This is a genomic window from Pseudomonas sp. B21-031 (genome assembly GCF_024748985.1).
GTDB classification, from domain to species: Bacteria; Pseudomonadota; Gammaproteobacteria; order Pseudomonadales; family Pseudomonadaceae; genus Aquipseudomonas; species Aquipseudomonas kermanshahensis.
Genome location: NZ_CP087181.1, coordinates 5,825,857 through 5,840,652 on the forward strand (window position 1 = coordinate 5,825,857; position 14,796 = coordinate 5,840,652).

11 protein-coding genes are annotated in these 14,796 nt (G+C 63.4%); 4 read left to right on the top strand and 7 right to left on the bottom strand.

Going from position 1 to position 14,796, the window contains the following annotated elements; genetic code table 11:
* Positions 1-49: 49 nt before the first annotated feature.
* The 4 genes from LOY53_RS25975 to ycaC form a co-directional block, all read right to left on the bottom strand.
* On the bottom strand, positions 50-1,891 hold the full coding sequence (locus tag LOY53_RS25975; RefSeq protein WP_027592188.1) for an amidohydrolase: 1,842 nt from the start codon (positions 1,889-1,891) through the stop codon (positions 50-52).
* Between the two features lie 405 nt (positions 1,892-2,296).
* Positions 2,297-3,115: an alpha/beta fold hydrolase gene (locus LOY53_RS25980; protein ID WP_252826219.1), complete on the bottom strand. Its 819-nt coding sequence runs from the start codon at positions 3,113-3,115 to the stop codon at positions 2,297-2,299.
* Positions 3,116-3,154: 39 nt separating this feature from the next.
* The gene (locus tag LOY53_RS25985) at positions 3,155-3,721 is read right to left on the bottom strand and encodes an antibiotic biosynthesis monooxygenase (RefSeq protein WP_027592186.1); all 567 of its coding nucleotides are present in this window, start codon (positions 3,719-3,721) and stop codon (positions 3,155-3,157) included.
* 117 nt (positions 3,722-3,838) lie between these two features.
* Positions 3,839-4,468 (bottom strand): isochorismate family cysteine hydrolase YcaC, encoded by a 630-nt coding sequence (gene ycaC / locus LOY53_RS25990; protein ID WP_027592185.1) that lies wholly within the window; start codon positions 4,466-4,468, stop codon positions 3,839-3,841.
* Positions 4,469-5,214: 746 nt separating this feature from the next.
* Between ycaC and LOY53_RS25995 the strand changes: the two genes are divergently transcribed.
* Positions 5,215-6,642, top strand: coding sequence for a mechanosensitive ion channel family protein (locus tag LOY53_RS25995; protein ID WP_099430783.1), 1,428 nt, complete (start codon positions 5,215-5,217; stop codon positions 6,640-6,642).
* Positions 6,643-6,759: 117 nt separating this feature from the next.
* Here the strand turns inward: LOY53_RS25995 and LOY53_RS26000 are convergent, their stop codons facing one another.
* Complete coding sequence (locus LOY53_RS26000; protein ID WP_027592183.1) at positions 6,760-8,046, bottom strand: FAD-binding oxidoreductase; 1,287 nt, start codon at positions 8,044-8,046, stop codon at positions 6,760-6,762.
* Between the two features lie 181 nt (positions 8,047-8,227).
* On the bottom strand, positions 8,228-9,718 hold the full coding sequence (locus LOY53_RS26005; protein ID WP_012274799.1) for an aldehyde dehydrogenase family protein: 1,491 nt from the start codon (positions 9,716-9,718) through the stop codon (positions 8,228-8,230).
* 135 nt (positions 9,719-9,853) lie between these two features.
* Between LOY53_RS26005 and LOY53_RS26010 the strand changes: the two genes are divergently transcribed.
* Positions 9,854-10,738, top strand: coding sequence for a LysR family transcriptional regulator (locus tag LOY53_RS26010; RefSeq protein ID WP_252826223.1), 885 nt, complete (start codon positions 9,854-9,856; stop codon positions 10,736-10,738).
* 144 nt (positions 10,739-10,882) lie between these two features.
* A complete protein-coding gene (locus LOY53_RS26015; RefSeq protein ID WP_252826225.1) occupies positions 10,883-12,277 on the top strand; it encodes a VOC family protein in 1,395 nt (464 codons plus the stop codon).
* A gap of 3 nt (positions 12,278-12,280) precedes the next feature.
* Here the strand turns inward: LOY53_RS26015 and LOY53_RS26020 are convergent, their stop codons facing one another.
* Complete coding sequence (locus LOY53_RS26020; RefSeq protein WP_027592180.1) at positions 12,281-13,234, bottom strand: LysR substrate-binding domain-containing protein; 954 nt, start codon at positions 13,232-13,234, stop codon at positions 12,281-12,283.
* Between the two features lie 154 nt (positions 13,235-13,388).
* Here LOY53_RS26020 and LOY53_RS26025 point away from each other — a divergent pair, with 154 nt between their 5' ends.
* Positions 13,389-14,777, top strand: a complete 1,389-nt coding sequence (locus tag LOY53_RS26025) for a NorM family multidrug efflux MATE transporter (RefSeq protein WP_252826226.1) — start codon at positions 13,389-13,391, stop codon at positions 14,775-14,777.
* Positions 14,778-14,796: the final 19 nt, after the last annotated feature.

A 14,796-nucleotide genomic window follows, 5' to 3' on the forward strand; every position in this document is an offset into this window, starting at 1 on the left:
CCGGCACAAACAAAGAAGGGGCCCTGATGGGCCCCTTCTTCACATCAGCTTAGAACGCAAAGCACGAACAACCCAACGCCCCCCAGAACCCTTGGAAGTCGTTCACCGGCACGCTGGAATGCCGCGCCTTCTCGTGGCTGTGTGCATGCACCCCACACGGCCCGCTGCACTGGTGCACCGCCGCTGCCAGCGATGGCGTACCCACACGCCAGTGCCCCGGCACCTTGGCCACCGGCGACCATTCCGGCAGTACCGGTACCTGCGGTGGGCCGAGCCTGTCGAACTCGCCGGCCGCGTACACGACCTTGCCGTCAACGATGGTCAGCACCGACTCGATGCCCTTGATCGCTTCTTCCTCGACACTGAAGAAGTCCAGCGACAACGCCGCCAGGTCCGCCAACTGGCCAACCTTGATCTGGCCCTTCTTGCCCTGCTCGCTGGAGAACCAGGCGCTGCCCTGAGTGAACAATTGCAGCGCGGTGTCACGGCTCAGGCCCTCGGGGTACAGCTCCATGCCGCCGACGGTCTTGCCGCTGACCAGCCAGTACAGCGAAGTCCACGGGTTGTAGCTGGAGACGCGGGTCGCGTCGGTACCAGCCCCAACCGGCACGCCCATGTCGAGCATGCGCTTGATCGGCGGGGTCTGTTCGGCAGCCTTGGCGCCGTAGCGGTCGACGAAGTACTCACCCTGGAAGGCCATGCGGTCCTGGATGGCGATACCGCCGCCCAAGGCGCGCACGCGCTCGATGTTCTGCGGGGTGATGGTCTCGGCGTGGTCGAAGAACCACGGCAGGCCATTGAACGGGATGTCGCGGTTGACCTTCTCGAACACATCCAGCATGCGCGTGATGGATTCGTTGTAGGTGGCGTGCAGGCGGAACGGCCAGCGCTGCTCGACCAGGTGGCGCACCACCGGTTCCAGCTCTTCTTCCATGGTTTGCGGCAGGTCTGGGCGCGGCTCGAGGAAGTCCTCGAAGTCGGCTGCGGAGAACACCAGCATCTCACCGGCGCCGTTATGGCGCAGGAAGTCGGTGCCGCTGTGCAGCTTGACGCTAGAGGTCCACTTCTTGAAGTCGTCGAGTTCTTCCTTGGGCTTCTGGGTGAACAGGTTGTAGGCGATGCGCACGGTCAGCTGGTTGTTGTCTGCCAGCTCCTGGATCACTGAGTAGTCGTCCGGGAAGTTCTGGTAGCCGCCCCCGGCGTCGATGGCACTGGTCAGGCCCAGGCGATTGAGTTCGCGCATGAACTGGCGCGTCGAGTTGACCTGGTACTCCAGCGGCAGCTTCGGCCCTTTGGCCAGGGTGGCGTAGAGGATCATCGCGTTAGGGCGGGCGATGAGCATGCCGGTCGGCTCGCCGAACTTATTGCGCTGGATCTCGCCACCCGGCGGGTTCGGCGTGTCCTTGGTGTAACCCACGGCTTTGAGCGCGGCGCGGTTGAGCAGCGCGCGGTCGTACAGGTGCAGCAGGAACACTGGGGTATCGGGCGCGGCCTGGTTGATTTCTTCCAGGGTCGGCATGCGTTTTTCAGCGAACTGGAACTCGTTCCAGCCACCGACCACACGCACCCACTGCGGGGTCGGGGTACGGGCGGCCTGGTCCTTGAGCATGCGCAGGGCATCGGCTACCGAAGGTACGCCTTCCCAGCGCAGCTCCAAGTTGTAGTTCAGGCCACCGCGGATCAGGTGCAGGTGGGAGTCGTTCAGGCCCGGGATGACCGTGCGCTGCTTGAGGTCGATGATCTGCGTGGTGGCGCTTTTGTGGGCCATGGCTTCGGCGTCGCTGCCGACGGCGATGAAGCGGCCGTCCTTGATGGCAACGGCGGTGGCGGTGGGCTTCTCACGGTCGACGGTGTGCAGTTTGCCATTGAACAGAATGAGGTCGGCGGTCATGGAGCCTCCTTGAGTGGATGCATGGGCGGAACCGGCGGAGCCGGCGAAGGGCAATGCGGACCAGAGCGCGCCGGCGGCACCGAGCACGGTGCTGGTGGCGAGGAACTGGCGACGGCTCTTGTCGTTAGGGTCCTGGGACATGGTCTTCTCCGTCTGGGTGCGGCAGCGGCAAGCGCAACTGCGGAGCATGCCGGTTCAAGCCTGGTCAGGGATTGCATGGATGTGCGGTGGGTTGAAGAAGGTTAGCCCTGTTCACGTTTTGTGCTGCCAGGGCCGGCCTCTTCGCGGCGGTCCGGCGCCCCGGCAAGCCCACTCCCACAGGGGCATCACATGCCCCAAAAGCTGTGTTGAACCTGTGGGAGCGGGTATACCGGGGCGCCGGACCGCCGCGAATGCCTCACACCGTCATCGCTGGAGGAACGCCAACAAGTCTTCATTCAGCTGCTGCGCATGCGTCACGGCAAACCCATGCGGCGCACCTTCATACACCTTCAGCTCGGCCCCACGAATCAATTCGGCGGCTTGCTTGCCCGTGGTCTCGAACGGCACGATCTGGTCCGCATCACCGTGGATCACCAAGGTCGGCACCTCAATCTTGGCCATGTCCGGGCGGAAGTCGGTCTCGGAAAACGCGGTGACGCAATCCAGCGTGCCCTTGATCGAGGCCAGCAGCGCGATGTTCAGGGTCTGCGTCAGCACCCCTTGGGACACCTGCTGCCCTTGGTTCAAGCCATAAAACGGCGTGGAAAAATCGGCGATGAACTGCGCCCGGTCGGCACGCAGGCCCGCCTGAATACCCTCGAACACCGCAGCCTCGACCCCCTCAGGGTTGTCATCCCGCTGGCCAAACACCGGCGTCACCGCCCCCAGCAACACAAGCCCGGCCACCCGCTCGTTACCATGGCGTGCGATGTAGCGGCTGACATCGCCACCGCCCATGGAGAAGCCCACCAAGGTCACTTCACGCAGGTCGAGGTGTTCGATCAGTTGGGCGATGTCATCGGCAAACGTGTCGTAGTCATAGCCATTCCACGGCTGGCTCGACCGGCCGAAACCACGGCGATCGAAGGCGATGGCGCGGTAGCCACGGCTGGCCAGGAATTCCATCTGCGAATCCCACATGTCGGCGTCCAACGGCCAACCGTGGCTGAACAGCACGGGCTTGCCGCTGCCCCAGTCCTTGAAATAGAGCGAAGTGCCATCGCGGGTTACGAGTGTGCTCATATCGGTATCTCCTTGAAAGTCTATGGGGAAGGGGCTGAATCAGCCACGCAGCCAGTTGGCGCAGCGGCGGGTTACCCACGGCATGATGTAGAACACCACGGGCAGGATGACAAACAGGTTGACGATCAGGTTGCCGGTGATCGCGCCGCCCAAGTGCGGAAAGCGCGCGAACAACGGCGCCAGCAGTTGCGGTATGACCATGGTCATCGGGCAGATCACCAGGTAGGTCAGCAACGCCTGCTTCCAGCGCGGCGGTTGTGCCGCCGTGGTGCTCGGTGGGGTGAACCAGAACTCTGGGTCTTCGTGGACCTGGGTGTTGTCGCCCTCCTCCAGCAGCGGCAGCACCTGGCTGACCAGCGTCTGGCGCTCGGTGGAGTTGACCCAGGCCTGCAGCAGGCTGGCATCGCTGAAGCGCACCACGGTGGTGAAGTGGCGGCCGCCGTCTTCGGGGCGGATCACGTTGACGTCGAGGTGGCCGGGTTGGCGGCGCGCGGCACTGACTGTGTGCTTGAGCCAGTCCTCGTAGCCGGCCAGCGCCTCGGCGCGAACCTTGTGCTGGATGACCAGGGTGACCACGTTGCGGTTGTCTTGGAGTGCGGTGTTCATCGACATTCCTTGGGATGAGCTGGCCCGCACTCACTGTGCAACAGCGAACGGGCGGAGGATTGAATGGGTGTGCTGCCCTTGCCGGGCACCGACGCTCGGTGCCCGGTGCGCGGCGGGTTACTTGCCGGCGTTGAAGGCGTTGTAGCTGGTCATCAGGTTGCGGTAGTCCGGGATGTGGTTGGAGCACAGCGCCGCCAGGCCTTCGACGTCATTGCGCCAGTCGCGGTGCAGCTCACAGGCCACGCCGAACCAGGTCATCAGCTGCGCACCGGCCTGGCTCATGCGGTCATGGGCGGCATCGCGGGTCATCGCGTTGAAAGTGCCAGACGCATCGGTCACCACGAACACCTCGAACTCTTCTTCCAGGGCTGCCAAGGCCGGGAAGGCGACACAGACCTCGGTCACTACACCGGCGATGATCAGCTGCTTCTTGCCAGTGGCCTTCACTGCCTTGACGAAGTCTTCGTTGTCCCAGGCGTTGATCTGGCCTGGACGGGCGATGTAAGGGGCGTCTGGGAACAGCGCTTTCAATTCAGGCACCAGTGGGCCGTTGGGGCCTTGCTCGAAGCTGGTGGTGAGGATGGTTGGCAGGTTGAAGAACTTGGCCAGGTCGGCCAGGGCCAGCACGTTGTTCTTGAACGCGTCTGGCTCGATGTCGCGGACCAGGGACAGCAGGCCAGCCTGGTGGTCGACCAGCAGCACAGCGGCGTCGTCTTTGTTCAGGCGGTTGTATTTGAATTGGGCCATGGTCGTTGCTCCTAAGGGTTTTGATGTTCAGTAAGTTGGGTGTTTCGCGTTGATGGGAGAAGATTAAAACCATCACCTTTGGAGCGGTAGATAGTGGTTTTTGGCTTTAGCGTTCTGTTTTGTGAACGATGGATTGGCAGGCCTGTAAACCGGCAAGCCGGCTTCATGGACGCTGGGCTTGTTGAAGACCACAAGCCAATTCCTACGCCATTGCTTCGTCTGAGGAAAATCCAGGGGTATATGAAGCCAAGCGGCAGATGCTAGCGATCGTTACGCTCGAGAGCGGAAAAATACTGTGGAATTTCATGCAGTGCGACGCGAAAGCACTCAACAAGCACCGCCATGGCGAACTGCTGTACAAGCGCTATGAGTTTCTGCCGGGCAAAGAAAAGGGCCACTGTCACCAGTAGCCCTGAATAGACGCTTGATATTCATATACACACCCTCAAGCCGGGGTGTGGAGGTCTCACCCTGCGCTGATGATTCAGCCATCGACGGGGTTCCTACGCCAGTTACTGCCGCTGAATGGCAACTGGTTTCGCGCTCGGGTAAAACGCTATCACAGTCTTTGAGCAAGTCAACAGCTTTGCGGCAATGCGGGATGTAGTTGGAGCACAGCGCCGCGAACCCTTCGACCACAGGGCAACGGCCTTGACCGTCAGATACAACTTACCCGTCCCCCATTGCCTGCCTGCCCAACCTGCTCTATTACTACGCACAGCCCTCCCCTCACCCCCGAGACCACCATGCTGGCGTTCATCCAGTCGTCCCCGTTGTTGCTCGGCACTTCACTGATCCTGCTCGACCTGATTCTCTGGCAACTGATCCCCCTCCAACGCCGGGCCTGGCGTATCGGCTCGCGGCTGGTGATTTTCCTGCTGTTCAGCTGGGTGCTGCTGGCCGCGGGCATGAGCCCTTTGCAGCCGCCGCCATGGCCTGACGATGTGTCGCGCAACCTGATGGCGACAGTGCTGACGATCGGCTGGTGGCTGTTTGGTGCGCGCACGGTAACCGTGGTGTTCGGGCTGTTGCTGGTGGCGCGTGGCAGCCATGGCGGGCGGTTGCTGCAGGATGTGCTGGGGGCGCTGATCTTTTTGGCGGCGGTGGTGGCTGCGGCGGGCTATGTGATGCAACTGCCGGTGAAGGGGCTGCTGGCCACCTCTGGGGTGATGGCCATCGTCATCGGCCTGGCGTTGCAAAGCACCTTGGCCGACGTGTTCAGCGGCATCGTGCTGAACACCACGCGGCCGTATCAGATCGGCGATGCCATCTCCATTGACGGCACCGAAGGCAAGGTGCTGGACATCGACTGGCGTGCCACGCGGCTGCTGACCAGTGCCGGCAGCCTGGCGGTGATCCCCAATTCGGTGGCGGCCAAAGCCAAACTGCTCAACCACAGCCGCCCGCCTGACGTGCATGGGGTGTCGATCAGTGTGGTGGTGCCGGCCAAGGTGCGCCCCAAGCGGGTGTTCGATGCGCTGGAAAAGGCCCTGCAGGGCACGCGCGCGATACTCGCCACGCCCAAGCCCAAGGTCACGGTGAAGGCTTCGACCCTGGAGTCGGTGGAGTACGAAGCCAGTGGCTTCATTGCCGACATGGGCGGCAAGACCGACGCGCGCAATCAGCTGTTCGACCTGGCCCATCGGCACCTGGAGGCCAGTGGCGTGATGTGGAACGTCGACCTGGCCCTGCCGCCGCGCAGCCGCCAGCGCGAGGTGCTGGATGAGGTGCGGGTGTTCCGCTCGCTGAGCGATGAAGAGCGCGATGCGTTGAGCCAGCGCATGACGGCCGTGGAATACCTGGCGGACCAAGTGATCCTGGGTGTGGGCGAGCGCTCGGATCACCTGTTGGTGATTGGCAGCGGCGTGGTTTCAGCGTCGATTCGCGATGGCGACAAGCTGCTGGAGGCCGGGCGCATGGGGCCGGGGGAAGTGCTGGGGATCGAGGGCATCATCGACGAAGACGATGGCTTTGCCGAGTTCCGCACGCTGACCAGTTGCGTGCTTTACCGCATCGACAAGGAACAGGTGAAGAGCTGCCTGGTGCAGCGGGGCGAGGTGCAAACGGCGTTGAGCAAGCTGCAGCGGTTCAGGCGGCAGAGCCGGGAGTCGTTGTTGCTGCAGAAACCGACCCTGATCAAGAAAGGTGGCTTTCTCAGTTGGTTGCACAAGTAATATTTTTCACTGTGCTGGCCTCTTCGCGGGGCAAACCCGCTCCCACAGATACATCGCAAAGGTTGAATACACCGGTGTACTTGTGGGAGCGGGCTTGCCCCGCGAAGAGGCCAGTGGCTACAACACCACCCTCAAGCACTGCCCCGCGTGGTACAGCGAGAACCCGGACTCGTAGAACGCCGTGCGCAGAGACGGAGCGCTCACCCCGGTCATCGGCGAGAACGGAATCGGCAGGCTGTCCGCTTCGTCCTTGAGCAAGAACTCGGCAAACGCTCGCCCGATCACGGTCCCGGTGGTGTTGCCACGGCCGTTGTAACCGGTCACCGCCACCAGCCCCGGCGCCGGCTCGAACAGGCGCATCAGGTGGTCGGGGGTAAAGTCGATGCAGCCGGTCCAGTGCATCTCCCACTCGACCTTGCCCAGCTCAGGGTAGTAATGGCTCTGGATACGGTCAGCCCAGCTGCGCACGAACCAGGCCGGCTTGTTGTCGACCCGGCCCAGGCTGCCGAGCAGCAGGCGGCCCTGGTCGTCGCGGCGGATGCTGCTGAGCACGGTGCGGGTGTCCCAGGAGCCCTGGCCATGCGGCAGCACCTTGTCAGCGGCAGCGCCGTGCAGCGGCTTGGACGCGACCTGGTAGTAGTAACCGCGGAAGAACTGCTTCTGCAGGTTGCTCCAGTCGCCTTCGGTGTAGGCACCGGTGGAAATCACCACCTTGTCGGCGCGCACCGAGCCACGTGCCGTTTTTACGCGCCAGCCATCACCCTCGCGCTCCAGGCCCTCGACCGAGGACTGCTGGAACACCTTGCCACCCAGGCGCGAAACCGCAGCGGCCAGGCCTTGGGTGTAACCCATGGGGTTGATAGTGCCGGCGCGGCGGTCGAGCAACGCGGCGGAAATCTTGTCGGTACCGCAGTATTCCTGGCACTGGGCGCCGGTCAGCAGTTCGACGTCAGCGCCGCGGCGGCTCCATTGTTCATGGCGGGCTTCGAGGTCGGCAATGCCGGTGGCGTTGTGCGCCATGTGCAGCGTGCCTTTGTGCTGGGCTTGGCAATCGATGCCCAGGCGCTCGATCATGGCGAATACCTCGCCCGGTGCTTCGCCAAGCACCTTGTTCAAGCGGCTGCCCTGCTTCTGGCCGAGGGTCGCCTCGACGTCGTCGGGGCGGATCCAGGTGCCAGCATTGACCAGGCCGACGTTACGTCCGGAGCCACCGTGGCCGATCTTCCAGGCTTCCAGCAAGATCACCGACTTGCCCTGTTCGAGCAGGTGGATCGCTGCGGACAGGCCGGTGATGCCGCCACCGATGACACAGACATCGGCCTTGTGCTCACCGGCCAGGGCCTGGGCGGCGACGGTCGGTTTGCTGACGAATTCCCACAAGCATTGTTGACGCAGTTCGGACATGGCCGGCTCCAGCAGTGTTGTTCTTATTGCGGGTGCATCTGGTTTTGTTGGGGCCGCTTTGCGGCCCATTCGCGGGACAAGCCCGCTCCCACAGGGACCACACAGGCCTGAAAGGCAGCGGGGATCCTGTGGGAGCGGGCTTGCCCCGCGAACCGGGGGCTAAGCCCCCGGCCATGCAGCATCAGTCGAACACGATACCCTGCGCCAGCGGCAGCTCGCGCGAGTAGTTGACCGTGTTGGTCTGACGACGCATGTAGCCTTTCCAGGCATCCGAACCGGATTCACGACCACCGCCGGTTTCTTTCTCGCCACCAAACGCACCGCCGATCTCGGCGCCGCTGGTACCGATGTTGACGTTGGCGATGCCGCAGTCGCTGCCCGAAGCACTCTGGAAGCGCTCGGCTTCACGGATGTCGGTGGTGAAGATGCACGAGGACAGGCCTTGTGGCACTTCGTTGTTCAGGCGCAGGGCCTCTTCGAAATCATCGTAGGCCAGCACATAGAGGATCGGCGCGAAGGTCTCGTGGCGAACCACGTCGCTCTGGGCCGGCATCTCGGCGATGGCTGGGGACACGTAGTAGGCGTTCGGGTACTGGTCAGCCAGCTGACGCTCGCCGCCAAACACCTGGCCACCTTCGTCGCGGGCCTTGGCCAGCGCGCCCTGCATGGCGTCGAACGACAGTTTGTCGATCAGCGGGCCCACCAGGTTGTCTTTGCGTGGGTCACCGATACGTACTTTGCCGTAGGCGGCTTTGACGCGGGCAACCACTTCGTCCTTGATCGAGCGGTGCACGATCAGGCGGCGCAGGGTGGTGCAGCGCTGGCCCGCAGTACCCACGGCGGAGAACAGGATGCCGCGCACAGCCAGGTCCAGGTCCGCGCTCGGGGCCAGGATCATGGCGTTGTTGCCGCCCAGTTCGAGGATGCTGCGGCCGAAGCGAGCAGCAACACGTGGGCCGACTTCACGGCCCATGCGGGTGCTGCCCGTGGCGCTGACCAGCGGCACACGTGGGTCATCGACCATCGCTTCGCCCGCTTCACGGCCACCGATGACCAGTTGCGCCAGGCCAGCCGGTGCATCGCCAAAGGCTTTCAGGGCTTTTTCGAACAGCGCCTGGCAGGCCAGGGCGGTCAGTGGGGTCTTTTCCGACGGCTTCCACACCACCGAGTTACCGGCCACCAGGGCCAGCGCGGTGTTCCAGGCCCAGACGGCAACCGGGAAGTTGAAGGCGCTGATCACGCCAACCACGCCCAGCGGGTGCCAGGTTTCACGCATGTGGTGGCCAGGGCGCTCGGAGGCGATGGTCAGGCCGTACAGCTGACGCGACAGGCCGACGGCGAAGTCGCAGATGTCGATCATTTCCTGGACTTCGCCCAGGCCTTCCTGGGTGATCTTGCCAGCTTCGATCGAAACCAGTTCGCCGAGGTCGGCCTTGTGTTCACGCAGCACTTCACCGAACAGGCGGACCAGCTCGCCACGGCGTGGGGCCGGCACGGTGCGCCAGGCGTCGAAGGCGCTTTGCGCCTGATCGATGCGGGCGATGGTCTCGGCCTTGCCGAGCAGTTTCACCGAGGCGATCTGGCTGCCGTCGATCGGCGTGTGAACAGGGTAGTCGCCCTGGGTGTAAGCCTCGGCGGCAACGCCAAGGCGCTCGAGCAATCCAGCAACCATTTGTGCATCTCCTACATCGGTGATGGGGTGGAAAAATGATGTGGATCAGTATTAATCCGATCACACCAGTGCAACAAACGACCTTTATTCCGCATATCATTCCGTCAGGTAATGATTTGAGCCGCAGAGACCGCTATGTCCAAACGCCTGGTGCCCTCCATGACCGCCCTGCAGTGCTTTGAAGCTGCAGCCCGTCATTTAAGTTTCACCCGTGCCGCCGAAGAGCTGCACCTGACCCAGAGCGCGGTCAGCAAGCAAGTGGCGCAACTCGAAGACATGCTGCGCCACCACCTGTTCCTGCGCATTCGCCGCCGCCTGCAGCTGACGCCAGCGGGCAGCCTGTACCTGGCCGAGGTCAACAAGATCCTCACCCAGGTGGACATGTCGAGCCGCTACGTACTGACCTATGGCGAGCAGACCGAGATATTGAAGGTAGCCACTCAACCGAGTTTTGGCGTGCGCTGGCTAATCCCCCACCTCAAAGGCTTTGGCAAGCGCCACACCAATATCCACCTGGACATCCGTAACGAGATGGAGCCATTCGCTTTGCTGCAAGGCTCGGCGGATGTGGTGTTCTTCTATGGGCAAGGCACCTGGCCGGGGGCAACCTGCGTGGAGCTGTTCCGCGAAGAGGTGGTGCCGGTGTGCGCGCCGGAGCTGTTGGCCGGGCGGGCGCTGGCCGATGCCGGTGAGTTGGCCGAGCTGGTGCTGCTGCAAAGCACATCGCGGCCAGAGGCGTGGCATGAGTGGTTTCTGGAGCTGGGGCTGCAGAGTGTGAGCGCCTACCATGGGCCGCGGTTCGATACGTTCTATATGGCCTTGAGCGCGGCGCAGGCGGGGTGTGGGGTGGCGCTGGTGCCGCGGTATCTGGTGGCCAAGGAGCTGAATGACGGGAGCTTGGTCATTGCCTGGAATCATGCGATGAAAAGTACCGGGGCGCATTACCTGGCGTATGCCGAGCATGCGGCCGAGGTGCCGAAGGTGCGGGCGCTGGTGGAGTGGATTCGCGAGCAGTTGTAGGTTTGAGATTGCTGGGGGCCGCTTGGCGGCCTAACAGCCCAAGGTCGATCAAAAAAGGAATGACACTCGCACTTTTTTTCGCTTGTGAGCTATGTGCATTCCCAGCTTTCATGTAAGCGTCCGAACCCAACCAGGAAGCTAGCGATGCCCGCCCACGATTTCGTCAGCCCAGACAGCATCCGCGCGCAGTTCTCTGCCGCCATGTCGCTCATGTACAAACAGGAAGTGCCGCTGTATGGCACGCTGCTGGAGCTGGTGAGCGAAATCAACCAGCAGGTGATGACCCAGCAACCAAAGGTGGCCGAAGCGCTGCGCTGGACCGGCGAAATCGAGCGCCTGGACCAAGAACGCCACGGCGCCATCCGCGTCGGCACCGCCGAAGAACTGGCCACCATCGCCAAACTGTTCGCGGTGATGGGCATGGAGCCCGTCGGCTATTACGACCTCAGCTCTGCAGGCGTACCCGTGCACTCCACCGCCTTCCGCGCCGTGCACGAGCAGTCCCTGCATGTCAGCCCGTTCCGGGTATTTACCTCGCTGCTGCGCCTGGAACTGATCGACAACCCGCAACTGCGCGAATTGGCACAGGGCATCCTGGCCAAACGCAAGATTTTCACCCCGCGTGTACTCGAGCTGATTGCCCAGTGCGAGCGTGACGGCGGCCTCAGCGCAGCCGACGCCGAGGCGTTCGTGCAGGAAGCGCTGCACACCTTCCGCTGGCACCATGACGCCACGGTAACCGCCGAGCAGTACCAGCAACTGCACGACCAGCACCGTCTGATAGCCGATGTGGTGGCCTTCAAGGGCCCGCACATCAACCACCTGACCCCGCGCACCCTGGACATCGACGCGATCCAAGTCGGCATGCCAGCCAAGGGCATTCCACCAAAGGCCGTGGTCGAAGGCCCGCCCACCCGCCGCCACCCAATCCTGCTGCGCCAGACCAGCTTCAAGGCGCTGCAGGAAAAAGTCGCCTTCAGCGGCCAGCAAGGCAGCGAGGGCAGCCACACCGCGCGTTTCGGCGAGATCGAACAACGCGGTGCCGCACTGACGCCGAAGGGTCGCCAGCTGTACGACAAACTGCTCGATGCTACCCGCGCCGCCTTGGGCGGTGTGCCAGCCGAAGCCAATGCCGAGCGTTACAGAACGCTGTTGAGCCAGACCTTCGCCGAGTTCCCCGACGACCTGGCGCAGATGCGTGAACAAGGCCTGGCCTACTTCCGTTACTTCGCCACCGAAAAAGGCTTGGCTGCTCGTGATCACAGCGACCGCCCGACCACCCTGCAAGGGCTGATCGAAGCGGGGCATGTGCACTTCGAGGCGCTGGTGTACGAAGACTTCCTGCCGGTAAGTGCAGCGGGGATCTTCCAGTCCAACCTGGGCGACGATGCGCAGGCAGAATACGGCAGCAACGCTAACCGTGAGGCGTTCGAAGCTGCATTGGGGCTGAAGGTGCAGGATGAGCTGGCGTTGTATGCGCAGAGCGAGCGCCGCTCGTTACAGGCGTGTGCACAGGCGCTGAACCTGGGGTCGATGTAAGCCTTAGGGTCGCATTGGGTCGCGCTGCGGCCCAAGCGTCGGCAGGACCTGCACATCCGGCAGGTCCATCGCCGCCACCTCAGCGTGCAAGAATTCGCTCAAGCGCCGCAACCGCTCGCCCCCCGGCCGGGTGCGCGGCCACACCAGGTAGTAATCCATGCCGCTGGGCACCGCCGTTGGCCAGGGCAAGCTCAAACGCCCCTGCGCCACATCCTCGGCCACCATCAGCAAATCCCCCATCGATATGCCATAACCACGCGCCGCTGCGATCATGCCCAACTCCAGGGTATCGAACACCTGGCCGCCCTTGAGCGACACCTTGTCGCTAAGCCCCATGCGCTCCAGCCATTCGCGCCAATCACGCTTGTCCACGGTCGGGTGCAGCAGTTCGATGCAGGCCAGCCGACGCTCGTCCCACGGCCCATCATCGAGCAGGTCCGGCGCACCCACCGGGATCAGCAGTTCGGGAAACAACCGGCGCACTTCCCAATGCGCCGGGAACACGCCATCGCTGAGCAACACCGCGCAATCGAAAGGCTCCTGGTTGAAATCGACATGGTCGACGTCCATCCAGGCGCTGGTCAGTTGCACTTCGTTACCGGGCTGCAGGTGACGAAAACGGCTCAGGCGGGCCAACAACCAGCGCATGGTCAGGGTAGAGGGCGCTTTCATGCGCAGGATGTCATCTTCGCCGCGCAAGGTGTCGCAAGCCCGCTCCAGCGCGGCGAAGCCTTCGCGCACGCCGGGCAGCAACACCCTGGCCGCTTCGGTCAGCTGCAAGCTGCGGCCGCTGCGCACGAACAGGCGGCAGGCGAAGTGTTGTTCAAGGGTGCGGATATGGCGGCTGACCGCACTCTGGGTAATCGAAAGTTCTTCGCCGGCACGGGTGAAGGAGCTCAGTCGCGCAGCGGCTTCGAATGCGCGCAAGGCATACAACGGTGGGAGCTGACGAGACATTAGGCACCTGCCATGCGGGCTGGGGAACGGTTCGCTGACAACATAAACACATGAGTCAAACTCATGCCAATGATCGTTTTTATCCTTTTGTGCAAAGCTGACCAAAGCCTCAGAATCGCCCTTCGCTCACGGGATCAGGAAAAGGACCACACGCATGCATGTAGCGCCTACCACCGAACTCAAGGCTTTGCTGCGCCTGGCTGGGCCGCTGATCGCCTCGCAGTTGGCGCACATGCTGATGGTGCTGACCGACACCCTGATGATGGCCCGCATCAGCCCGCAAGCCTTGGCGGGCGGCGGCTTGGGTGCTGCGAGCTACTCGTTCGTGTCGATTTTTTGCCTGGGCGTGATCGCCGCGGTCGGCACGCTGGTGGCCATCCGCAAGGGTGCCAACGACATCGAGGGCGTCACACGCCTGGCACAAAGCGGCCTGTGGCTGGCCTGGGGCCTGGCGCTGGTCGCGGCGCTGGTGCTGTGGAACCTGGAGCCGGTGTTGCTGATGTTCGGCCAACAGCCGGAGAACGTCGCCTCGGCCGCCGAATTCCTCACCCTGTTGCCGCTGGCCCTGCCCAGCTACCTGACCTTCATGGCCCTGCGCGGCTTCACCAGCGCACTTGGCCGCTCGACGCCGGTGATGGTCATCAGCGTGATAGGCACGGTGCTCAACTACCTGCTCAACGTTGCGCTGATCGAAGGCATGTTCGGCCTGCCCAAGCTGGGCCTGATGGGCATCGGCCTGGTCACTGCCGTGGTGTCGCTGGGCATGGCGATTGCCTTGGCCTTATACATCCGCTGGCATTCAGCCTATGCCGCCTACCCGCTGCGCCAGGGCCTGTCACGCCCTTCCCTGCCGGCCCTGCGCGAGCTGTGGCGGCTGGGCCTGCCGATTGGCGGCACGTACATGGTGGAGGTGGGCCTGTTCGCCTTTGCCGCGCTGTGCATGGGCGTGCTCGGCAGCACGGAGCTGGCGGCGCATCAGATCGCGCTGCAGATCGTTTCCACGGCGTTCATGGTGCCCACCGGGCTGTCTTATGCCGTGACCATGCGCGTGGGCTTGTACTACGGCGGCGGCAACCTGCTCGCGGCACGCAGCGCAGGCCGGGTGGGGATCGGTTTTGGCGGGATGATCATGTTCGCCTTCGCCGCGCTGTTCTGGCTGTTGCCGGATGCCCTGGTGGGGTTGTTCATCGACCGCAACGACCCCGCGTTCGCGGCCATCTACCAACTGGCCGTGCAGCTGGTGATGGTCGCGGCCTGGTTCGAGCTGTTCGACGGCATGCAGACCATCGCCATGGGCTCGATCCGTGGGCTGAAGGATGCCAAGACCACCTTCCTGATCGGGCTGTGCTGCTATTGGCTTGTGGGCGCCCCCAGCGCTTGGCTGTTCGCCTTCAACCTGGGAGGCGGCGCGATCGGGATCTGGTGGGGGCTGGCGTTGGGGCTGGCCTGTGCGGCAGTGGCGCTGACCCTTGGCTTTGAATGGCGGATGAAACGGCTGTTGAGAAAGGCGGGTTTGCCTGACAGGTCTGCACTGCCCGTGTGATCGCCGGGGCTGCTTTGCA

Bases quoted from the DNA above. Each gene is read 5' to 3' on its own strand.
- LOY53_RS25975 (WP_027592188.1), bottom strand. From the start codon at position 1,891: ATGACCGCCGACCTCATTCTGTTCAATGGCAAACTGCACACCGTCGAC.
- LOY53_RS25980 (WP_252826219.1), bottom strand. From the start codon at position 3,115: ATGAGCACACTCGTAACCCGCGATGGCACTTCGCTCTATTTCAAGGAC.
- LOY53_RS25985 (WP_027592186.1), bottom strand. From the start codon at position 3,721: ATGAACACCGCACTCCAAGACAACCGCAACGTGGTCACCCTGGTCATC.
- ycaC (WP_027592185.1), bottom strand. From the start codon at position 4,468: ATGGCCCAATTCAAATACAACCGCCTGAACAAAGACGACGCCGCTGTG.
- LOY53_RS25995 (WP_099430783.1), top strand. From the start codon at position 5,215: ATGCTGGCGTTCATCCAGTCGTCCCCGTTGTTGCTCGGCACTTCACTG.
- LOY53_RS26000 (WP_027592183.1), bottom strand. From the start codon at position 8,046: ATGTCCGAACTGCGTCAACAATGCTTGTGGGAATTCGTCAGCAAACCG.
- LOY53_RS26005 (WP_012274799.1), bottom strand. From the start codon at position 9,718: ATGGTTGCTGGATTGCTCGAGCGCCTTGGCGTTGCCGCCGAGGCTTAC.
- LOY53_RS26010 (WP_252826223.1), top strand. From the start codon at position 9,854: ATGTCCAAACGCCTGGTGCCCTCCATGACCGCCCTGCAGTGCTTTGAA.
- LOY53_RS26015 (WP_252826225.1), top strand. From the start codon at position 10,883: ATGCCCGCCCACGATTTCGTCAGCCCAGACAGCATCCGCGCGCAGTTC.
- LOY53_RS26020 (WP_027592180.1), bottom strand. From the start codon at position 13,234: ATGTCTCGTCAGCTCCCACCGTTGTATGCCTTGCGCGCATTCGAAGCC.
- LOY53_RS26025 (WP_252826226.1), top strand. From the start codon at position 13,389: ATGCATGTAGCGCCTACCACCGAACTCAAGGCTTTGCTGCGCCTGGCT.